The sequence below is a fragment of the Psychrobacter sp. CAM01 genome (assembly GCF_032842965.1).
Lineage (GTDB): Bacteria > Pseudomonadota > Gammaproteobacteria > Pseudomonadales > Moraxellaceae > Psychrobacter > Psychrobacter celer.
Genome location: NZ_JAWJBL010000008.1, coordinates 504,994 through 525,085 on the forward strand (window position 1 = coordinate 504,994; position 20,092 = coordinate 525,085).

General features: G+C 47.6%; 15 protein-coding genes and 2 tRNA genes. 11 read left to right on the plus strand and 6 right to left on the minus strand.

Going from position 1 to position 20,092, the window contains the following annotated elements; genetic code table 11:
- Positions 1 to 109 precede the first annotated feature (109 nt).
- Positions 110 to 1,717 (plus strand): anion permease, encoded by a 1,608-nt coding sequence (locus R0I52_RS05805; RefSeq protein ID WP_317053541.1) that lies wholly within the window; start codon positions 110 to 112, stop codon positions 1,715 to 1,717.
- Between the two features lie 163 nt (positions 1,718 to 1,880).
- Here R0I52_RS05805 and R0I52_RS05810 read toward each other — a convergent pair whose 3' ends face one another.
- The gene (locus R0I52_RS05810; RefSeq protein ID WP_317053542.1) at positions 1,881 to 3,524 is read right to left on the minus strand and encodes an aminotransferase class I/II-fold pyridoxal phosphate-dependent enzyme; all 1,644 of its coding nucleotides are present in this window, start codon (positions 3,522 to 3,524) and stop codon (positions 1,881 to 1,883) included.
- A gap of 542 nt (positions 3,525 to 4,066) precedes the next feature.
- Here R0I52_RS05810 and msrB point away from each other — a divergent pair.
- From msrB to R0I52_RS05825, 3 genes are all read left to right on the plus strand, one after another.
- On the plus strand, positions 4,067 to 4,492 hold the full coding sequence (gene msrB / locus R0I52_RS05815; protein ID WP_317053543.1) for a peptide-methionine (R)-S-oxide reductase MsrB: 426 nt from the start codon (positions 4,067 to 4,069) through the stop codon (positions 4,490 to 4,492).
- Positions 4,493 to 4,953: 461 nt separating this feature from the next.
- Positions 4,954 to 5,029: transfer RNA gene (locus tag R0I52_RS05820), tRNA-Val, on the plus strand.
- A 63-nt stretch (positions 5,030 to 5,092) separates the two neighbouring features.
- A tRNA-Asp gene (locus R0I52_RS05825) sits at positions 5,093 to 5,169 on the plus strand.
- Between the two features lie 147 nt (positions 5,170 to 5,316).
- Here the strand turns inward: R0I52_RS05825 and R0I52_RS05830 are convergent.
- Together R0I52_RS05830 and R0I52_RS05835 are read right to left on the minus strand one after the other, a co-directional pair.
- The gene (locus R0I52_RS05830; protein ID WP_317053544.1) at positions 5,317 to 6,798 is read right to left on the minus strand and encodes an ATP-binding protein; all 1,482 of its coding nucleotides are present in this window, start codon (positions 6,796 to 6,798) and stop codon (positions 5,317 to 5,319) included.
- The gene (locus R0I52_RS05835; protein ID WP_105243849.1) at positions 6,795 to 7,505 is read right to left on the minus strand and encodes a heavy metal response regulator transcription factor; all 711 of its coding nucleotides are present in this window, start codon (positions 7,503 to 7,505) and stop codon (positions 6,795 to 6,797) included. Before R0I52_RS05835 ends, R0I52_RS05830 begins: the two co-directional genes overlap by 4 nt.
- Positions 7,506 to 7,763: 258 nt before the next feature.
- On the opposite strand from R0I52_RS05835, the gene R0I52_RS05840 reads away from it, so the two are divergent.
- From R0I52_RS05840 to R0I52_RS05860, 5 genes are all read left to right on the plus strand, one after another.
- Positions 7,764 to 8,363, plus strand: coding sequence for a DUF411 domain-containing protein (locus R0I52_RS05840; protein WP_317053545.1), 600 nt, complete (start codon positions 7,764 to 7,766; stop codon positions 8,361 to 8,363).
- 56 nt (positions 8,364 to 8,419) lie between these two features.
- The gene (locus tag R0I52_RS05845) at positions 8,420 to 10,123 is read left to right on the plus strand and encodes a copper resistance system multicopper oxidase (protein ID WP_317053546.1); all 1,704 of its coding nucleotides are present in this window, start codon (positions 8,420 to 8,422) and stop codon (positions 10,121 to 10,123) included.
- 24 nt (positions 10,124 to 10,147) lie between these two features.
- Positions 10,148 to 11,080 (plus strand): copper resistance protein B, encoded by a 933-nt coding sequence (locus R0I52_RS05850; RefSeq protein ID WP_317053547.1) that lies wholly within the window; start codon positions 10,148 to 10,150, stop codon positions 11,078 to 11,080.
- Positions 11,081 to 11,206: 126 nt separating this feature from the next.
- On the plus strand, positions 11,207 to 11,677 hold the full coding sequence (locus tag R0I52_RS05855; protein WP_317053548.1) for a DUF305 domain-containing protein: 471 nt from the start codon (positions 11,207 to 11,209) through the stop codon (positions 11,675 to 11,677).
- 106 nt (positions 11,678 to 11,783) lie between these two features.
- Entirely contained in the window at positions 11,784 to 12,524 is a 741-nt protein-coding gene (locus R0I52_RS05860) for a MauE/DoxX family redox-associated membrane protein (protein ID WP_317053549.1), read from the plus strand.
- 180 nt (positions 12,525 to 12,704) lie between these two features.
- Here R0I52_RS05860 and R0I52_RS05865 read toward each other — a convergent pair whose 3' ends face one another.
- Positions 12,705 to 14,090 carry a peptidylprolyl isomerase gene (locus R0I52_RS05865; RefSeq protein WP_317053550.1) on the minus strand — a complete coding sequence of 462 codons (1,386 nt, stop codon included), beginning with the start codon at positions 14,088 to 14,090 and terminating at the stop codon, positions 12,705 to 12,707.
- Positions 14,091 to 14,265: 175 nt separating this feature from the next.
- Positions 14,266 to 17,514: an LPS-assembly protein LptD gene (locus R0I52_RS05870; protein WP_317053551.1), complete on the minus strand. Its 3,249-nt coding sequence runs from the start codon at positions 17,512 to 17,514 to the stop codon at positions 14,266 to 14,268.
- A gap of 397 nt (positions 17,515 to 17,911) precedes the next feature.
- Between R0I52_RS05870 and R0I52_RS05875 the strand changes: the two genes are divergently transcribed.
- Both R0I52_RS05875 and murU read left to right on the plus strand, forming a co-directional pair.
- Positions 17,912 to 18,994, plus strand: coding sequence for an aminoglycoside phosphotransferase family protein (locus tag R0I52_RS05875; protein WP_317053552.1), 1,083 nt, complete (start codon positions 17,912 to 17,914; stop codon positions 18,992 to 18,994).
- A gap of 92 nt (positions 18,995 to 19,086) precedes the next feature.
- Entirely contained in the window at positions 19,087 to 19,830 is a 744-nt protein-coding gene (gene murU / locus R0I52_RS05880) for an N-acetylmuramate alpha-1-phosphate uridylyltransferase MurU (RefSeq protein ID WP_317053553.1), read from the plus strand.
- A 116-nt stretch (positions 19,831 to 19,946) separates the two neighbouring features.
- Here murU and R0I52_RS09035 read toward each other — a convergent pair whose 3' ends face one another.
- Positions 19,947 to 20,063 carry a DUF2474 domain-containing protein gene (locus tag R0I52_RS09035; protein ID WP_372046312.1) on the minus strand — a complete coding sequence of 39 codons (117 nt, stop codon included), beginning with the start codon at positions 20,061 to 20,063 and terminating at the stop codon, positions 19,947 to 19,949.
- Positions 20,064 to 20,092 lie beyond the last annotated feature (29 nt).

Here is a 20,092-nt window from a genome sequence, read left to right on the forward strand (position 1 = left end):
GCAATATCCCTTGCGGCTTTGTGACATGTTGCATTAAGGGTTTTACCTTCGGCACGCTTGTCTTTAATCGCATATAATTTCAATCAGCTTACGCAGGACGTATCAACGTATGGGTATTAGCAGCAGCTCTACAGAGCCCGCCAAATCAGTCGGCTCTATGAGAATAAATCTATTTTTTGCCATTTTACTGATTGCGATGACCGCCTACTTTTTATGGTGGGGTCTAGATTACACAATGCGTCAACAAACGACGCTATTTATTGTCGCCACCGCTTTTGGTGTCTTTATGGCATTTAATATCGGTGGTAATGATGTTGCCAACTCCTTTGGCACCTCGGTGGGCGCAGGGACGTTGACCATCCCGCAAGCACTCGGGGTTGCCGCGATATTTGAAGTATCCGGCGCAGTGCTGGCAGGCGGGGAAGTGACGGACACCATCCGCAAAGGCATCGTAGACTTAGATGGTCTGACCGTCACGCCCAACCAGTTCATTTACGTCATGCTCTCCGCTCTGGTTGCGGCCGCATTTTGGCTGTTGTTTGCCACGCGCAAAGGCCTGCCAGTGTCGACCACGCACTCTATCATCGGCGGGGTGGTTGGTAGCTCTATCGTGTTGGGCTTTGATTTGGGTGGCAGCGCGACGGCACTCTCGACAGTTGATTGGGGCACGGTTGGCACCATTGCTATCTCATGGGTGTTATCGCCTCTATTGGGCGGTATCTTGGCCTATATATTGTACGGTCAAATTAAGAAAAACATCATCGAGTATAACGATAGAACCGAGGCTCATATTGGTAAATTAAAAGCCAGTAAAAAAGTCTTAAAACAAAACCATAAAGAGTATCTGGAGCGTCTGACCGAGTCAGAGCAGCTGGCTTATACCTCAGCGATGCTGCGCGACCAAGAAATCTACAAAGATGATGATTGTGTCGTCGAAGACTTAGAAACGGACTATTACAAAAAGCTGTATGAGATCGAAAATGAGCGTAGCAGTCTAGATACGCTAAAAGCACTCAAGCAATGGGTGCCGATGATTGCTGCGCTTGGCGGCGCGATTATGACGTCTTTAGTGGTGTTTAAAGGCCTTAAAAACGTCAATAATAGCCTGACGACGCTACAAGGTTTTTTGATCATGGGCATGATTGCCGCCCTGGTCTGGTTGGCCACCTTTATCTATACCAAAAGTATCCGCGGTAAACATAAAGAGGATTTGACCAAAGCGACCTTTATTATGTTTAGCTGGATGCAAGTATTTACGGCGTCCGCTTTTGCCTTTAGTCATGGTTCAAACGACATTGCCAACGCCGTCGGCCCGTTTGCGGCTATTATGGATGTCATCCGTACCAATGAGATTGCCTCACAAGCGGCAGTGCCACCAGCGGTGATGTTGACGTTTGGGGTGGCGCTGATCGTCGGTCTTTGGTTTATTGGTAAAGAAGTTATTCAAACTGTCGGTACCAATTTGGCAAAAATGCATCCCGCTTCTGGCTTTTCGGCAGAGTTGGCCGCCGCTGCCGTCGTGATGGGCGCCTCGACCATGGGTCTGCCAGTATCGAGTACGCATACGTTGGTCGGTGCGGTATTGGGGATTGGTATTGTCAACAGAGACACCAACTGGGCGCTGATGAAGCCAATTGGTCTGGCGTGGGTCGTCACTTTGCCAGCTGCCGCTACGATGTCTGCGATAAGCTATGTGGTTCTAAAAAATATCTTTTAACCAACAAAAGCGGCAACCATCATGCAAAGAGACGCATGCAGATAGGTGGCCAGTGTTGTACACGAGCTCAAAAAAAACGCTTATCAGCCAATGCCGATAAGCGTTTTTTTATAAATATAGAATCTATCCTATCTTAGCGCTCAGTCACAGATAGTGGATGGGACTAATCCGTACCAAACTGCTGACGTTTTTTAGCAAAAAAGCGATCCAAGCGATCCATGGCGTTTTCTAGATCATGGATGTTGGGCAAAAACACCAAGCGGAAGTGGTCAGGTTTGTCCCAGTTAAACCCGGTGCCTTGTACCATCAGGACATTTTCTTCTACCAGTAGATCCATCATAAAGGCCATGTCGTCTTCGATGGGATAAACCTCAGGGTCCATTTTGGGAAAACAATAAAACGCGCCCTGCGGCATGGTGCAAGAAATGCCTTTAATGGCGTTGAGGCGAGTGACGGCCATTTCACGCTGCTTATACAGGCGCCCCGTCTTTGAGGTCAGCTCTTTCATGCTCTGGTAGCCGCCCATTGCCGTTTGAATCGCGTACTGGCCTTGGACGTTGGAGCACAAACGCATGGACGCCAGCATATCTAAGCCTTCGATAAAGTCGGCGGCGTGCTGCTTTTGTCCTGAGACCAGCATCCAGCCGGCACGAAAGCCTGCGATACGGTGCGACTTTGAGAGACCGTTATAGGAGAGTACCAGCACGTCATCCGTCAAGGTACTCATCGGTGTATGCACAGTATCATCGTACAGAATACGATCATAAATCTCATCAGCCATGATGATCAGATTATGTGCTTTGGCCACTTCAATAATCTGTCGTAGCAGCTCGTCGCTGTAGAGCGCCCCTGTAGGGTTATTGGGGTTGATCACGACGATGCCTTTGGTTTTGGGCGTGATTTTAGATTTGATGTCTTCGATATCTGGGTGCCAGTTATCGTCTTCATTACAGCGATAATGGACAGCAGTGCCACCAGCCAGATTTGCAGCAGCCGTCCACAGTGGATAGTCTGGCATCGGAATCAGTACTTCATCTCCATCATTCATCAGCGCCTGCATGGTCATCACAATCAGCTCAGATACGCCGTTGCCAAGATAGACGTCGCGCACATCGACGGCAGAGAGGAGCCCTTTTGATTGATAATATTGCAGCACGGCCTTTCGCGCCGAAAAAATCCCTTGTGAGTCTGAGTAACCAGTCGCCTCTGGCAGGTTCATCGACACGTCGCGCAAAATCTCATGCGGCGCCTCTAAACCGAATGGTGCAGGGTTACCAACGTTGAGCTTCAAAATACGTTTGCCTTCTGCTTCCATTTTATTGGCAGTCTGAAGTAGAGGGCCACGAATGTCGTAGCAGACGTTTTGTAATTTGTCAGACTTTTTTATTGTATTCATAAAGGGATCGCTTGTCTGGTTGGTTGGTAAAGGAGCTTGTGTCATGGCTGCACCAGCTTGGCTGATTGGTTTTAGGGATTGACTGATATGCTCGTCTAACGCGCGATGCTGGCTACTGGTTTGAGCTATCACTAGATCAGGGGCGCTGCTAGGGCAGGGCAGCTCTGTATCGGCTGCACTCTCACCGCGCAGCAAATACCCTTCGCTACAGCCCAAAATACGCGCCAATGTCGGCAGCTTGGATGAGACGATACCGTTGGTGCCACGCTCCCAGTTAGAGATAGCGCCGCGGCTGACCTTAGCGCCAGCGGCAGTCATCGCTTGGGCTAGCTGCTCGGCGGTTAGCCCTTTATCACGGCGCAGCTGAACCAGTCGCTCAGCCTGTGCGCTCTTCTTATCGTTATCAGCCATTATATTGAAGCCTATATATGTAGTAATGCGGGTCTTACGCATCAGTAAATCTGTAATTGAGGCGCATAGATGCTTAACGCCAATGCAAGATATTATTGCATTGTAGATATCAATGCAAGCCGTATCTACTAGTTTGTTTTATAATGCAAGAATAACTTGCAAAATATATCTTTCGGCTATGCCTGAGCGTATCTATAGCTTTTGCCAAACTATCAGGCTTTTAAAGCATGATTGATGCGACTAACCAATTAGCTTACCAGTTCAACTATATAAAACATTTATAGGTGGCCAAAAGGCGAGGCGCTGTTTTCTTATCATTTTTATTACAGTGCTCATCAGACTTGAGGGGTAGAATGATATTGTTGTAGTAGACACCTTGAATAATGCTAGTTGTATCGACAAATACACAGCATCGTTATTATTATCATGGGCTTAACTGGCTCTGTATTTTGGTAGTTTATAGCGAGATGGTGTTGTAGCGAGATAATGTTATAGCGATTAACCACAAAAAATCAGACAAAACCGATAAATAAGGATTAACCATGCAAGACAATCAACTTAGCAAAGAAGAAATCAGCCAATTGACCGACGCTGACTGGCGCGAGCGTTTGAGTAGCGAAGAGTATCATGTGATGCGCGAAAAAGGCACGGAGCGTCCGTTTACTGGCGTTTATAATGATGTCAATGACGAAGGTATTTACCGCTGTAAAGGCTGCGGTGCAAAGTTATTCGACGCTGACAACAAGTTTGATGCAGGCTGCGGCTGGCCAAGCTTTGATCAAGGTATCGACAATGCCGCTATCGATGAGCATGAAGACAACTCATTAGGTATGCACCGTACCGAGGTGACCTGTAGTAACTGCGGCGCGCACTTGGGTCATGTGTTCCCTGATGGACCGCGTGAGACGACAGGTATGCGCTACTGTATCAACTCGGTCTCCATTGATTTGGATAAATCTGCAAAGTAACCTGCTTGTATGATTTTACCGCAGAGCGTATGAATGGCATCGCGCACGCATTTTTTTGATTATAAAAAAGTCTTGCTGGTCGTCAATGCGGCCAGCAAGTACCGACTTACCCCGCAGTTTGAAGGGCTAAAGGGGCTGTGTCCGCAGTATAAAGGTCAGGGTTTTCATAGAAAATATGGGATAGCGAGCCAAGCTGTGCATCCAAAATGCGTCAATATTAGAAATATCTGTAAATTTTAAAAAATATAAAATTAATAAAAACATAGGTTTGCTGATTGTTTTTTAAAAATAAAAGAAAATCATGAAAAAAAGGCAAAATACCGTTTGACAGCCATGTGTAAATCTATATAATACACACCCACAGAGCGAGGCTTTAGTCAGTCAGCTTCTGTTAGGGTTCTTCCTTTAAGGAAAATTCTCTTGCGAAGATAAAGTTGCAGTGCAATTTTTAACGCTTATCAGGGTGATTAGCTCAGTTGGTAGAGCGTCTGCCTTACACGCAGAATGTCGGCAGTTCGAGCCTGTCATCACCCACCACTTATTAGCAAGTGGGCCCTTATAAAGGCAAGATTATAAAGGCAAGATGCTAAGACGACCTAAGCAGCGGTAGTTCAGTTGGTTAGAATACCGGCCTGTCACGCCGGGGGTCGCGGGTTCGAGTCCCGTCCGCTGCGCCATATTTAAAACGAATTTAGACTTTCAAGTTTAAGCAAGTTTCGCCTCAAACATTAGATTGTTTGAGGTTTTTTTGTGTCTGTAAAAACTATTGGTAGAAGAACTGTTGGTAGAAGACAAGTATCCATAGCTGGTGTATTTGGACTCCACTATACTTGCGCCAGATACAGCTTAACACTCACGGCAAAGTACTCATGATCTCTGATGCGAATGCTGACAGTGCCATCATGGGCTTGGGCGATGGCTTGTACGATAGATAGCCCCAGCCCCGATCCAGCATGCATGTTGGTAGTGGTATGATGACGATGAAAGCGCTCGAACAGCTTGTCTGCGTCTGCTTGACTGATAGGCTGCGCCATGCGATTGGTAATGGTGATAATGAGCGCTGACCGATGAGCTGTACTGATGTTAGAGGGTTTGATAGGTTGCAGCTGCGATGAGTCTTCGATGGCAGCGTCGACGTTAATAACGCTGTCACTGGCGGCGTAATGTATGGCGTTTGACATAAGGTTGGCAAACAGTCTTTGTAGCAGGCCTTCATCGCCCAAGACTACTTCAAAACTGCCTGTTTTTTTAAAGAGTAAGTGGCGGTCTTCGGCTATCAGCTCAAAATAATCCAGCAGTTTTATGATCAACTCCTCTGTATTCACTGGCGCAAGCTGTGAGTCATGTAGCCCTTTTTGAGTTTTGGCAAGTAGCAGCATATTATTGATGAGGCTCGATAGCTGCTGGAGTGTGTCGTGCTGATGGTGTAGCTGCTCGATGTACTCTTCCGTATCTCGGGTCTTACTCAGCATGACTTGGGTCTGTGTACCAAGGGTGGCCAGCGGTGTGCGCAGCTCGTGGGCGATATTGTCCGAAAACCGCAGTAATGAAGCAAAATTACTCTCAAGTTTACTCATCATGAGGTTGTAAGACTCGGCCAAAGGCCGTAGCTCGCGCGGCATGTCACTGACGCTCACTCTTTCATCCAAGCGCTCTGGATTGATGCTTTGCATCTTTTGTACAATGGTGGATAAAGGCGCAAATCCCCAATAGACGCTCAGGGCTGCAACAGAAACCAATAACAACGTAATCGCCAATAAAATCAGGCTTAGCTGACGATTGAACTGTAAAAGGTACTGATGATGGACATCGATTGGTAAGGCAATCAAGGCGAGGATCTGCTCGTCTTTGATGAGCACCGCGCGGTAGTTTCGGTCATTGATTTTGGTGACAAATTGCTGCTCGCGATGCGCTTGCCATAATGACCAAAGGTCAAAGTCCGCGGGCAACTCATGGGCAAAGCCACTGGGCGCACTGGACAGTAGATGTCCTTGTCTGTCAGTCACTAGGATTTTTAGATTATAGTCTGACCATGAGGCGTGCAGGTTATCAGAATGAGGTGGCGCTGAAAGCGTAGAGGGCAGTGGCAAGGTCGCCGTCGTGCGTTCATTGAAATAATCAGCACGTTTGCGCAAATTAAAGGCAGCATGTGTGATAATCTCTGAGTCCATTTGCTCAAAGTGGCCGCTGACCGAGCGTTGTACCCAAATATAAATGACAATTTGGGAGATGACGACAAAGATCGTCAATAAAAAAATCGTACGCCATAATAGTGGTAAGCGCCGATTATCAAAGCGATATTTCATCGCGCGTTATCCGTCTCTGCTATGGCGGTATCTGCCGCATCTAAGCGATATCCCATACCGCGTACGGTGTGAATCAGCTTGGTCTCATAGTCATCATCGATTTTGAGCCGTAGGCGTCTGATGGCCACATCGATGACATTGGTATCACTATCAAAATTCATGTCCCATACTTGTGAGGCGATGACAGAGCGTGGGAGCACCTCACCTCGGCGCTCTAATAAAAACTGCAACAAAGCAAACTCTTTAGCCGTCAGCTTAATGGCTGTATCGCCTCTATGCACAGTGCGCTTGGCGATATCCATCTGTAGGTCCGCTATCTGTAATATCGTGCTGTTATAGTCTGCTTGATTGGCGCGGCGCAGGAGGCTTTTTATACGTACGATCAGCTCGGCGAAGGCAAAAGGTTTGGTCAGATAATCATCGCCGCCGATCTCGATGCCTTTGACTCTATCGCTTAACTCATCTTTGGCGGTCAAAAACAGCACAGGCGTCTGCTTGCCGGCAGCGCGATAATTGCGTATCAGCTCAAAACCGCTGATATCAGGCAACATGACATCCATCAGCACCACGCTATACTCATCGGTCATGAGCGCATGATACCCATCTAGACCCGTTGTATGATGCTCAACGACAAACCCCGCTTCTGTTAGTCCTTTTTTTATATACTCGCCAAGTTTAATCTCATCTTCTACCAATAATACCTTCATCATCCCACCTCGCAGATTAGGTTCATAGCATAAGGCCATACTAAAGGATTCTATCTGCTATGAACATCTATGGTGGTAAAGATGACAGGATTGTCATCTACCTGTCATCTATCGGTCAGAATGGGGTCGCTAATATATAAACTATGGACGGTATCGGCCGCCGCATTTATAACGGCTGTTGACTTAGCGAAAGGCCGCCCGCTCTACAGTATTATCTGATACAAGGCAATGAGATAAAAAAGGATAAAGGATAAAGGCATGATGTTTAATACAGACCATAAGTGGTTGAGTGGCGTTGTTTTATTGACGGCTAGCGTTGGGCTGATGGCTTGTAGTCAGCCAGATGCCGACGCGGCTGATAAGCAAACGACGGCGACCACGCAAGTACCAGCAGAGGCTATAAGCCCAGCGTCAAATACAAAAGCATCAGACATGCAGCCGTCATCAACCATTTTACAAAACGTTTCGGCCACCGTCTACAAAGATGCCAATTGTGGCTGCTGTAAAGAGTGGATCGGTCATGCCGAGGATCATGGTATGACGGCAGACGGGCAAGATGTCAGCGACTTGGCGGTGTTTAAACAGCGCTACGGCGTGCCTGATAATATGCGCTCTTGTCATACTGCGGTGACAAGTGATGGCTATGTGTTTGAAGGTCATGTACCAGCCAAGTATGTGGCGCAGTTTTTAGAAAACCCACCAAGCGGTGCGATTGGCCTTGCGGTACCGGGTATGCCTATGGGCAGTCCAGGTATGGAGTATCAAAACAGATTTGATCCGTATCAAATCATGCAAATTAACAAAGACGGTAGCAGCACGGTTTATGCACAAGTTGAGTCGCCGCAGCAGCAACTATAGTTTGAAGCGTTTTTAGAGATTTTAGTATTTATTAATTCCTTATTACGAGTCATCTTATGAATAATAAAAATACGCTCAACCGCCGTCATTTTTTAACAGGTTCATCGGCTTTGGTTGGGGCGTCTATGTTATCTGGCCTGCCAACGATAGCTAATAGTACTCTTGCGGACTCGCAAAGCAAGGCGGTTATTAATAGCGATAGACCTGATCATAAAGTACCTATCTTGACGGGTGATGAGTTCGACCTTTATATCAGCAAAAAGCCTGTGGTCGTTAATGGCAAGTCCAGTATGGCCACGCTGATTAATGACTCACTACCTGCGCCAACGCTGAAGATGCAAGAGGGCGATACGGTCATCATCCGCGTGCACAATCAGATGAATGAGCCGACCTCTATTCATTGGCATGGTCTGCTCGTACCTTTTGAGATGGACGGCGTGCCGGGTATTAGCTTCGATGGCATCCCCGCCAACAGTACCTTTACTTATAAGTTCAAACTCAAACAATCAGGGACTTACTGGTATCACTCGCATACAGGCTTTCAGGAGCAAACGGGTATGCGCGGCGCGATCGTCATCGAACCAAAAGCCGCGGAACGTTATCCTATCGAAGAAGACCATGTGATTTTGCTCAGTGATTGGACGCATCGGGATCCGCATAGGTTACTCAAACTACTCAAGCAGCGCGCTGACTTTGATAACTATCATCTGCCAGACTTTAAAAAACTATTATCTGATATCGCTGCCACCGATTTAGAGGCGGCCTTTGATAAACGCAAGATGTGGAATCAGATGCGTATGATGCCGACTGATTTTAGTGATTTATCGGGTGAGAGAACCTTTACTTATCTGATCAATGGTAAAACCACCGCCGCTAATTGGGCGCAGCTGGTCAAAGCAGGGCAGCCGGTCAAGCTACGTTTTATCAATGGCTCTGCGCAAACGATATTCGATGTGCGTATACCCGGTCTGAAGATAAAAGTCGTCGGTACGGATGGCAATGATGTTGCGCCTGTCGAGGTCGATGATTTTCGCATTGGCGTCGCTGAGACTTATGATGTCATCGTCACGCCAACTAAGGACGCCCATACTATCTTTGCGCAAAACATCGATCGCACCGACTATGTGACCGCAACCTTAGCCACTAAAAAAGGCGCGCGTGCTGCCACGCCTCAGATGGATGGCATCGAGTGGCTCACCATGGCCGATATGATGGGGGCGATGGGCGACAAGGGTTATAAGGCACACCATGCCAAGAACGAGTATGATTTTAAGACCGATATGCGCGTCGATAGTCCGCGGATGAATCTCGATGATCCTGGGATTAATCTGCGTAACATCGATAGAGAGGTGTTGACGTATAGCCAGCTGCGTTCTATCGGCAATGAGATCATGAGCGAGCAGCGCAAACCCACGCGTGAGATTGAGATTCATCTAACAGGCAACATGGAGCGCTATGTTTGGGCGCTCGATGGCATCATGTTTAAAGACGCGCCGCCTGTCAATATCAGGCCTAATGAGCGCGTGCGTATTACCTTAGTCAATGACACCATGATGAGCCACCCGATGCATCTGCATGGTATGTGGAGTGATTTGCGCGCGCCTAATGGCGATTTTCAAGTTCGTAAGCATACGATATTGGTGCATCCTGCGCAAAAAGTGAGTTTTGATGTGACGGGCGAGGCGGGACGTTGGGCTTGGCATTGCCATCTGCTTTATCACATGGAAACGGGCATGTTTAGAGAAGTGGCTGTCGTTTAATGAATTGTGGAATGTGAGTTTATTATGAAAACCATTAAAAAAGGTCTGCCATTCATCGGCGTGTCATCATTCGCATTGCTAGCGTCACCCTTAGTAGCAGCCGAAATGAACATGTCAGATATGGAGCACAGCAGTATGCACATGTCGAATATGAACCATAGTGGTATGGATATGACAGATGATATGTCGGATATGGATCACAGCGGTATGAGTCATGACGATATGGATATGTCTGGCATGCAAGGCGGCGAGCCGCCAGCTGATGCGCGTAGTCCTGATTACTCCAATGGCATAGGCTATGGCGAGCATGGTAAACCAGTGATGATGGGTAGCCTGCCGACTTGGGGCATATCGGTAGATGATTTGGGCTATCAGTTTGAAGAGGACGCTGTCAACTTTGAGCTCGAAGGCTGGTATGGTGATGATAGTCATCGGGTAAGGTTGCGTACCGAGGGCAGCGCCGAGACCAAAGACGATAAAGCCATCGATAGCCTAAGCTCGCTGTCTTACTGGAAACCGCTTGGTGTCTTTTGGAACGGCGAAGTCGGCGCCGCTTATAATACCGAAAACGACAAATCAGCACTGATGGCTGGTATTACCGGCACGGCGCCTTACTTTATTGAGACTGATGCTAGAGCCTATGTTTATACCGACGGTCAAGTCCAGCTTGACCTTGGTGCAGAGTATGAATGGCGCTTAGACCAGCATTGGGTGGTAATCCCAGAAGCTGGGTTAACGGTATTTAGCAAGGATGATACTGACAATAACATTACCAAAGGCTTTAATGAGTTAGAAACTGAAGTTCGGCTTACTTATGAGATGCTTAGTCGTCAGATGTCCCCTTATGTGGGTTTTAGCTACGAGACAGCATTATCAGATACAAGAGACTTACGTCGCCAAAACAACGAAGATGTTGATACCAGTAGCGTCACGGCAGGGGTGAAATTTTGGTTTTGATTTAGACCCGTACTTCAGTCTTAGTCTATCAGTTTTGTAAAGGCGTGCTTACTAACTGCCTTAAAATTAATATAACGATCATTACTGGCATCTATCCATATAGGTGTCATTTATGGAGATAATCACATGGATATGAATAATAATAAATCGCAAATGAACCCGTATCTGAAGTTTTTTTTGATGATACTTACCTCGACCATCGTCATGTACATCATGATGTATTTTAATACCTATAAATGGGATCATGTGTACTTTAGTGAGACGCGTGCTTATATGGCGCTGTATATGGGCGCGATGATGGCGATCATCATGCTCGCCTTTATGGGTAATATGTACAAAAAAACCAAAGTCAATTTAATGATTTATGGCCTAAGTATCGTGCTATTTGCCTTTGGCATATGGGGCGTGCGCTCACAGCAAACCGTCGATCAAGTCGACTGGATGCAAGCGATGATACCGCACCACTCTATCGCTATTTTGACCAGTGAGCGCGCCGATATCGATGACCCGCGTGTTCGTCAATTGGCTGATGACATCATCAAAGCGCAAAAGCGCGAAATCGGTGAGATGCAGCAGCTGATAAAAGAGCTAGAGTAGTCGAGCAAAGGCGGCGGGTTTGACCGCTGATTTGTCCATATTCGTACTGACTACAACGTTTGCACACTGAGTTATCGGTGAGGATAAAGTAAAGGGAGTATTGAGCATGAAAACAGCAACCGTCTACCGTATGGTAAAAGCCGATCACGTTTGCCCCTTTGGGTTAAAGGCGCTCGATTTGTTACAGCGTAAAGGCTATGAGATTGAGGACAAACCTTTAACCAATGATGCTGAGGCGCAAGCGGTCAAAGACAAATTCAATGTTACTACCACCCCGCAAATACTTATTAATGGCGAGCGCGTAGGTGGCTATGATGACCTGCAAGCCTACTTTGGTAAAAAAGTTGCTCAAAAGGATGGCTTTAGCTACACGCCAGTGATTGCCATATTTGCCACCACCGCACTGGCCAGTATTTCGCTGACTTGGGGCATGATCGGTACGCTATTGACGATACAAACGCTTATCTGGTTTATCGCCTTATCGATGATTGTGCTTGCCATTCAAAAGCTACAAGATTTAGAAAGCTTTACCAATCAGTTTTTGGGCTATGATTTATTAGCGCGCAAAGTCGTGCGCTATGCGTATGTTTATCCCTTCGCCGAGGCATTTGTCGGTATTGCCATGCTAGCAGGGGTGTCATGGCTGAGTATCATAGCGGCTGTCGTTGCGATAGTTATCGGCGGTATTAATGGCGTCTCGGTGTTCAAAGCAGTCTATATAGACAGGCGTGAGCTTAAATGTGCTTGCGTGGGCGGTAACTCAAATGTACCGCTTGGTTTTGTGTCTTTGACCGAAAACATCATGATGGTCGCTATGGGGGTTTATATGCTGGTTAGGTTTTTATAATCGTGTTTATATTCGATTGAATTGATAATAGAAATACAAGCGTTAGGTGTGTTTCTTACGATAATCTGCCACCTACTAAGCAACAAAAAAGGGTACATGCGCTGGCATGTACCCTTTTTTTGACAGTGGTGTTTTTGTCGATGTTTATGCGACAGCTTATGCTTATATACCGATAGGCACTTAGCCAAGCACTTGGATATAAGCGCCCGCGCGTAGCTCTTGGAGCCAGTCTTCTTTTGCTTGCGGCGCTAGGCGTTGATACAGGGCTTGACGTGCCATATTGCGGAGATATTCGTCGCTGACGTCATGCTGACGTTTGCCTTCGACTTGCAGGATATGCCAGCCAAATTGCGTTTTAAAAGGAGTAGAGTAGTCACCCACGGTGGTGTTTTTCATCATGGCTTCAAATGGGCCTATCATATCGCCTTCACTGACCCAGTCCAAATCGCCACCACGTCCGGCAGAGCCTGGATCATCTGAGTAAGTCGAGGCCAAGCTTGCAAAGTCAGCGCCACCGCGTAGCTGCTCATAGAGGTCATTGATTTTTTGTTCTGCAAGGGCGTCTGTCTGCAGCTCATCGACTTTGACGAGGATATGGCGAGTATGCCACTGCGGTACTAGCATGGTATCACTGGCTTTTTTGTCAGCCAGTTTAATGATATCTATACCCTCTGGTGTGATGAGCGGTGCACTGACGGCGCCTACATCGAGTTTGGTAATCTCGCTAGATAGTTCTGTCGGTAGAGATGCTGCTTTATGGAAGCCCATATCGCCACCTTGGAGCGGGATAGGGTAGCTGCCTTGACTGGCGGAGATGGCCTCTGTGACATCGACATTTGGCGTAAGCAGGCGCGTACGTAGGGCTTGAGCGACTTTTAGTGCTTCTTCGCGCTGCGCCTCAGATAGGCGGCTATAGTCGTCCATATAAGGCACGCGCACATGAATGGTTTGGTATTCACTTTGGTTTAGGCGTTTGGCTTCAGGTGAGGCCAAAAATGCATCTATGTCTTGCTCACTGATGCGTACGCGGCTACTGATTTGGCGCTGCTGCAATGCCTGAATAGCGGCGTCTTCTATCAGTTTCGCGCGCAGAGCAGCATAGCTACCAGGTTGGGCGGCATCTAGGCGCTGCTGCAAGGCTACGATACTATTTAAGCCTTCAGCCTGTGCGATTTGGCCAAGACGCTGATTGATGGCCGCGTCGTCGGGCGTCAGGCCGATGCGTTTGACCATCGATAGTTGTAACTCACGCAAGATAAGGGCGTTTAGTACTTCAGACTGTAGCTGTGCTGAGTTGGCTATCGGCTCGCCCGCGGCTTGGGCGCGCGCCTGAGTTTGCTGGATGGCCTCAACCAACTCGCTTTTTAAGATAGCGTTTTCATTGACCAAAGCGATGATACCGTCGGTACTGTTTGCTGGTGTTAAACGACTGGTGCTGGTTGGATCAGCCGCTTGGACGCTCGCAGGCTTGACGGTTGCCGCTTGAGCACTCAAAGTGAGCGCAATGCTGGCACCCATAGATAGCAGTACCGCGCGGCTGGTCTGACGTACAGAAAAAAATCTCATGATGCTCCTCATCAATGTCATCGCATCGGATGGTAGTCGGTTAACTCTACCCAATACACTTAATAATCAAATAATAGACAGGGTTGTCCCTAAAAGCCTAAAAATACAGGGTTATAAATATCGGTACCATTGCCCCGCAGTATCATTACTGCGTCATATAGGTACCTATCATGTCTTAGTCTTTCCAAGCGTTTTGTACAGGCTCAAAACCTAAGATTTTATCAGAGAGCAGGCGGGTCAAACGGCTGCTACCACTGCCCAAACCATTTAGTCTAATCTCAGCCATCACCGCTTGGGTTGGCTTGTCCTTTACATTGAGGTCATTATAGTAACGACGACCATAAACTGCAAAACCAAAACAGCAGTCTTCGTAATCGACACCGACTAAAGAGTCGAGCATTTTATCACGGTTATAATCGTATTGACCCTGTGCCAATACTCGCCAGTTGTTGTTGATAGGAAAAATGGCGGAGGCAGTAAAGGCAGACAATGGTAGCTGATCGGTGTTTTCGTCACGTTGACGTTTGACAAACCCGACGTTAAACAAACTATTATCCGACGGCTGATAACGCAGCTCAGTGGTCACATAGTTTAGGTCATAGTCATTGGTCAAAGCGCCGCTGACATCGACCCAAAAGTTGTTATAAGGCTGCGTACTGGTATTCCACACCATCCCTGAAGACGAAGAGGTAAAGACTGGCTGCTCATTCTCTAAGGTTACGCGTCCATTGTCGATATAAAACTGCTCTGCAATGCTACCATCAAAACGTGTCACACCCGTTGCATCGATGTAACGATAATTTATACCCGGCGTGATGGCGTGCAAGTCTTGCAGACGATCGTGACCTAAAAACCAACTGTCAGAAAATAGCTGTTCATAGTTGATAGAGGCGATACGGGTGTTAAAGTTTGGGATATCGTTTTGATCTTTATATGGCGAGTAAGTGTACTTTAAGCGCGGGCTGAGCAAACGGTAACCGCCCATGGTCTCATCAAACGCACCAAATGGTGAGCCTGCTTGGTAGAAGTTCAGTCCAGCGTCGATGCTGGCCTGCGGTACAAAAGCTGACTGGTTGCCATCTTCTTTACTCAGCTGGTTGTCCGCCAAGCTGTCTTCGTCATAAGACGTATACAGGTGCTGGAGGCTCAGCTTGGGTTTGACATAGCCCCATGAGCTTTCGATAGGGTAGACGGCGCTGATTTTATTATAAAAACGTATGCCGCTTTTTTCGTTTTCTGAGCCATCATCAATGGATTTTTTGAAATAAGCGGAGTCATGGACACCAGTTATATCAAAGTTATTCGCAGTGGGCAGACGATAGTTTACGCTTAGCTGAGGTAAGCGTGAGTACGGCTTGTCCTTATCTTGCAACGCCTCGCCATCACCATTGAACGCATCGAGCGTCTGAAAGGTCTCAACTTTTAGCTCGCCGCTGACATAGTCGTTATAGTAGTTTAGGCGCGCCCGTCTTGGTAAGTTTACCGTACTATCAGATAAGCCAAGCGTATCAAAATCATCGAGATAATCTGAGTCTGACACGTAGCTGTATTTGGCATCGCCACTCAACCGCGTAATGCTCTTAGAAGACCATGCATGATCATAAAAAAAGCTACTGCGATCTTCATCACCATACTCTCGATCGTTTGGCAAATAAGAGCCATTAAAGATACCTTCGCCATAGTTTTCGGTCAAATAGCGAAACTCACCTGATAGCATAGGGTTGCGATCGGTATAGATGTGCGTGTTGAGCGTGGCATCATAGTTGGGCGCTAAGTTAAAATAATAAGGCACATCAACTTCTAAGCCGTTTTCACTACTGACACTGGCGCTAGGTAACAAAAACCCGCTGCTACGCCGACTGTCGATTGGGAAGTTAAAATAAGGCAAGTAAAATACGGGCACATCAGCGACACGAAAAGTCGTATTATACGCCTCGCCGCGACCGGTATCAGTATCTAAATCGATACTTTTGGCGTCAAATTGCCATTTTCGATTGGTCGGTGGGCAGGTGCTAAACATCACCTCATCGAGCTCATACTGCGTCTCATTGGGTCTGTTTAGCTGCTTGGCATAGCCATGAGCTTGTAATTCGACACTGGCGAACGCCACGTCTTTGGCGGTGGATTGGCCTGTTTCGGTGTTGTAATTGAGGCTATCGGCCACCCCGATGAGGCCGCCTTGCGTCGCTTTGTCTGTCAAATTGACTTGGGTTTGGTTTGCCTTGCGCTGCGCTGCTCGCCTGCCAGTTGCCTTATCCGTAAACATGACTTTGCCTTGCGCTACCGCCACCCCGCTGCCCAAATTCAGCAATACTTTGTCAGCTTCGATATGCTGGCTGCCTTGATTGATAATGACATTGCCTGATAGCTCAGCATAGTCGACATTGTCATAATAGCCGTAGTCTGACTCTGAAAATAGCGGCGCTTGCTGGTTTGGTATCTCACTGACATTCGGTGCGGTTTGTCCATTGATGCCGCCTGCTTCAGTGACTGCCCGCTGATAATTGGGGTTGCGTTTAGGATAGACCCATTGACCCTCACAGCGCTGGGCACTATCGATCGCACTAGGCAGCAGCTCTAGATTGCGGCCAACCTTTGGAATGGTTTGTGCACTCGGCATGAGCGCCTCTGGTAGCGCGTTTGTTTCATCGTCTGGCAGACTCATGCTGCTATTGATATCTGATGACTCAGTTTCAGGTGTAAGCTCATAAAACTCAGCCAACCGTTTGAGGCTGTCTTGAATACTCTCGTCGCTGTTAGGGATATCAGTGTTGTTATTATCGTTGTGGGTATCAGCGCCAGCGTTGTAATGGATACTGTTACTGGTATCAACTTCAGGATTGGCATGGTGAGCCATAGTGGCTGTGGTATCGACATCTAGAGTGCTGGCCACTTGCTCAGGCGTTTGCAAGGAGGCATTGTCGGTATTGATGGTGCCGGCAGGCTCATCAAAAAATGTAACGCCGCCATACTGCTCATCGAGCGTGTCGGGTATCGCAGGGGTTGGCACAAATGCTGGCGGCAAAGCAGACTCTGAGACGCTACTGTTGTCATTGCTATTGCTATCGTTATTGATCGCTGTTATCCCAAGTGACGGGCTTAGCGTACTGTCGCTATCACTCAGTGCACGGGCATTGTTTGCACGGGTATTGTTTACAGTCGGATTTTTTGCGCTGGGCGTAAAAGCGTTTTGAGGATAACGGATATCTTGGTCAAAAGCATGATGGGTGTCCTTTGCCGCGCGACTGGCAGCCTGATTTGCTGCCAGATAAGTAGGACGGTGCGCGCTATCTGCAGACAATGGCTTGGTCGTTTGTGTCTGTGGTTCTGCCTCGCTGAGTGCGGCATTGACCGCAAGGCTCGATAAACCTAACGCGCCAAATAAGATCAAACGAATGCTTTGGTAGAGCGAAGAATATAGCAAGGGCACACCTATGATTGCAGAGCCGGTTAGATTGCGATACGTAATTGAGTAGCCGTATCTTTTAAATACTGTCATACATCAGCGCCGACAGATTGACCTTATTATGCTAAATGGTGCCAACAGTCAGGCGGTTTTACATATAATGACGACTAATCATAGTCAAAAAAAACCAAATCAGCTACACTATTTACCAAAAACTATAAGATGAGCACAGGCTGCTGCATTTATGCTCAGCAATAGCCATCGCGCCACACGCGCGCTATCTACCGATAAAAGCGATGATGACCAAGATAGGCGTCACTATTTTAGCAAGGTTTTGCCAGACTTATCACTACTTTAGTTGTTTACCACCGACATTTACTTTTTTATAACCGATAATACGATTTTAGAGAGCCCTATGACCCAGCCGCTACCCAACAGCCGCCAACAGCAATTGCACGACTGGCTACAAGCAGTCTTTACAGAGCAGACCTTTGATTTACAGAGCCTGCCCGGGGATGCCAGCGCGCGTCAGTATCATCGCCTGCAGCTGACAACAGAGCCCCAATCGCAAGCGGCACGTTATATTGTCATGGATTCGGCTGATGAACAAGACGCCATGCGTCAGTTTATCAATGTCGCCAAATTGATGGCACCTGTGATCAATGTGCCAACGCTTATCGCGCAGGATGTGGCAAAAGGTTTTTTGGTATTACAAGACTTTGGTACGGTAGAGTTTGCTCATTTGCTGGTTAAGGCCACGCCCGAGCAAGTCGATTGCCATTATCAGCTGGCCATGCAGACATTGGTCGCACTACAAACACTCTCTGTTGAGCAAGCAAAATCTGAGCATCAGCTGCCTGATTATGACAGTGCGCTGCTAGACCGAGAGATGGATTTGTTTAGTGAATGGTTTATGCCATATATCGGCGTGGCAGTTGATCCAAAGCTGTGGCATGCGCTAAAAGCGGTATTGATACAAGAGATTTTGCAGCAGCCAGCAGTCGTTGTCCATCGTGATTATCACAGCCGCAACTTGATGCAAGATCAAGCCGATCACTCACGCTTGGGGGTGATTGATTTTCAAGATGCGGTGATTGGTGCTTATACTTATGATTTGGTATCGCTGCTGCGTGATGCTTATGTGGAGTGGTCTGAGCCGCAGATATCTGCATGGACGCGTGACTTTTGGCAATTACAAAAGCAAGCAGGCTTGAGCACAGCTGCCGATATCGCACAGTTTGAAAATGATATGAATGTCATGGGTGTCCAGCGCCATCTAAAGGTGCTGGGAATCTTTGTCCGCCTATCGCAGCGCGATGGCAAAGATCGCTATTTGGCCGATATTCCGAAAGTGATGCGCGATTTTATGGTTGAGCTAGAATGGCTGGAGGCGCATGGCAGCCTGCAGATGCAGCAAGCGGTGGCACCTTTTAATGACTATCTAAGAGAGCACATATTGCCAGCGTATCAGCGTCAGTTTGTGCAGCAATATATTTAGGCCATTTTTAGCCCATTTAGATAACTACCGAGTGAATTGAAGGCACACCCTAGGCAGTATTTAAAAAGCAATAACAAAAACACGGAGCGCACATGTCTGAGACCAACCAAGCAACGATTACCCAAGCAATGATTTTGGCAGCTGGCAAGGGTACGCGTCTGCGGCCGCTGACCTTAGAGACTCCCAAGCCTTTGGTAGAGGTGGGTGGTCAGCCGCTGATCGTCTGGCATATCAAGGCACTACGAGCGGCTGGTATTACCGACATCACTATCAACGCCTCATGGCTCGCCGATACCCTGATAGAGAGGTTGGGTGACGGGGCGCAATATGGCGTGACCCTGCATTGGTCGGTCGAAAGCGATGAGCCACTGGAGACGGCAGGTGGGATATTTCAGGCGCTGCAGGCAGCCAAGCTACGAGATGAGCCGTTTATTTTAGTCAACTCGGATGTGTGGACGACTTATGATTTTTCGCAATTGATTGATTATAAGCTAGGGGCGGACCAGCGCGCGCATCTATTGCTGATTGATAATCCAGAGCACAATAGTGGCGGGGATTTCGCCATTAACAATGGTCTTGCCAGCGAGCAGCCGATTGATAATGCGGACAAATATACCTTTGCTGGTATCAGCGTGATGTCGCCGAGACTGGTCGATGGGTTGGCATCAGGTCAGCCAGCGGCACTGGCGCCGCTGCTCAAGCAGGCGATGATGAAGTTTCAAATCACCGCCGAGGTGATAGCTGATAACTGGATAGACGTCGGTACACCCGAACGTCTGGCGCAAGTCAATGAGTTTATCGATGATAAGGGAGCCGCCAGTCATCAAGGCGCTTAGCGCTCATTGTCTATAGGACAATAAAAAAGCAGCGACCATTCATGGCGCTGCTTTTTGGTTTGCTAAGGCATGATAAGCCATGAAGGGTGGGCGACCCAACGCTAGGCGCCTATGAGCTAGACACCCATGGCCAGCTTAATCAATTGGGCAATGGTAAAAATCACCAAAAAACCCGCGATATATAGACCAATAAACCATGCCCATTGTGACTGCTTTTTACTGAGCTTTTTCATATTCGTCTCCTATCTTTTTATAGATACGC

What these genes read in the sequence shown, in the direction of transcription:
- R0I52_RS05805 (WP_317053541.1), top strand. Translation starts at nt 110, where the DNA reads ATGGGTATTAGCAGCAGCTCTACAGAGCCCGCCAAATCAGTCGGCTCT.
- R0I52_RS05810 (WP_317053542.1), bottom strand. Translation starts at nt 3,524, where the DNA reads ATGGCTGATAACGATAAGAAGAGCGCACAGGCTGAGCGACTGGTTCAG.
- msrB (WP_317053543.1), top strand. Translation starts at nt 4,067, where the DNA reads ATGCAAGACAATCAACTTAGCAAAGAAGAAATCAGCCAATTGACCGAC.
- R0I52_RS05830 (WP_317053544.1), bottom strand. Translation starts at nt 6,798, where the DNA reads ATGAAATATCGCTTTGATAATCGGCGCTTACCACTATTATGGCGTACG.
- R0I52_RS05835 (WP_105243849.1), bottom strand. Translation starts at nt 7,505, where the DNA reads ATGAAGGTATTATTGGTAGAAGATGAGATTAAACTTGGCGAGTATATA.
- R0I52_RS05840 (WP_317053545.1), top strand. Translation starts at nt 7,764, where the DNA reads ATGATGTTTAATACAGACCATAAGTGGTTGAGTGGCGTTGTTTTATTG.
- R0I52_RS05845 (WP_317053546.1), top strand. Translation starts at nt 8,420, where the DNA reads ATGAATAATAAAAATACGCTCAACCGCCGTCATTTTTTAACAGGTTCA.
- R0I52_RS05850 (WP_317053547.1), top strand. Translation starts at nt 10,148, where the DNA reads ATGAAAACCATTAAAAAAGGTCTGCCATTCATCGGCGTGTCATCATTC.
- R0I52_RS05855 (WP_317053548.1), top strand. Translation starts at nt 11,207, where the DNA reads ATGGATATGAATAATAATAAATCGCAAATGAACCCGTATCTGAAGTTT.
- R0I52_RS05860 (WP_317053549.1), top strand. Translation starts at nt 11,784, where the DNA reads ATGAAAACAGCAACCGTCTACCGTATGGTAAAAGCCGATCACGTTTGC.
- R0I52_RS05865 (WP_317053550.1), bottom strand. Translation starts at nt 14,090, where the DNA reads ATGAGATTTTTTTCTGTACGTCAGACCAGCCGCGCGGTACTGCTATCT.
- R0I52_RS05875 (WP_317053552.1), top strand. Translation starts at nt 17,912, where the DNA reads ATGACCCAGCCGCTACCCAACAGCCGCCAACAGCAATTGCACGACTGG.
- murU (WP_317053553.1), top strand. Translation starts at nt 19,087, where the DNA reads ATGTCTGAGACCAACCAAGCAACGATTACCCAAGCAATGATTTTGGCA.
- R0I52_RS09035 (WP_372046312.1), bottom strand. Translation starts at nt 20,063, where the DNA reads ATGAAAAAGCTCAGTAAAAAGCAGTCACAATGGGCATGGTTTATTGGT.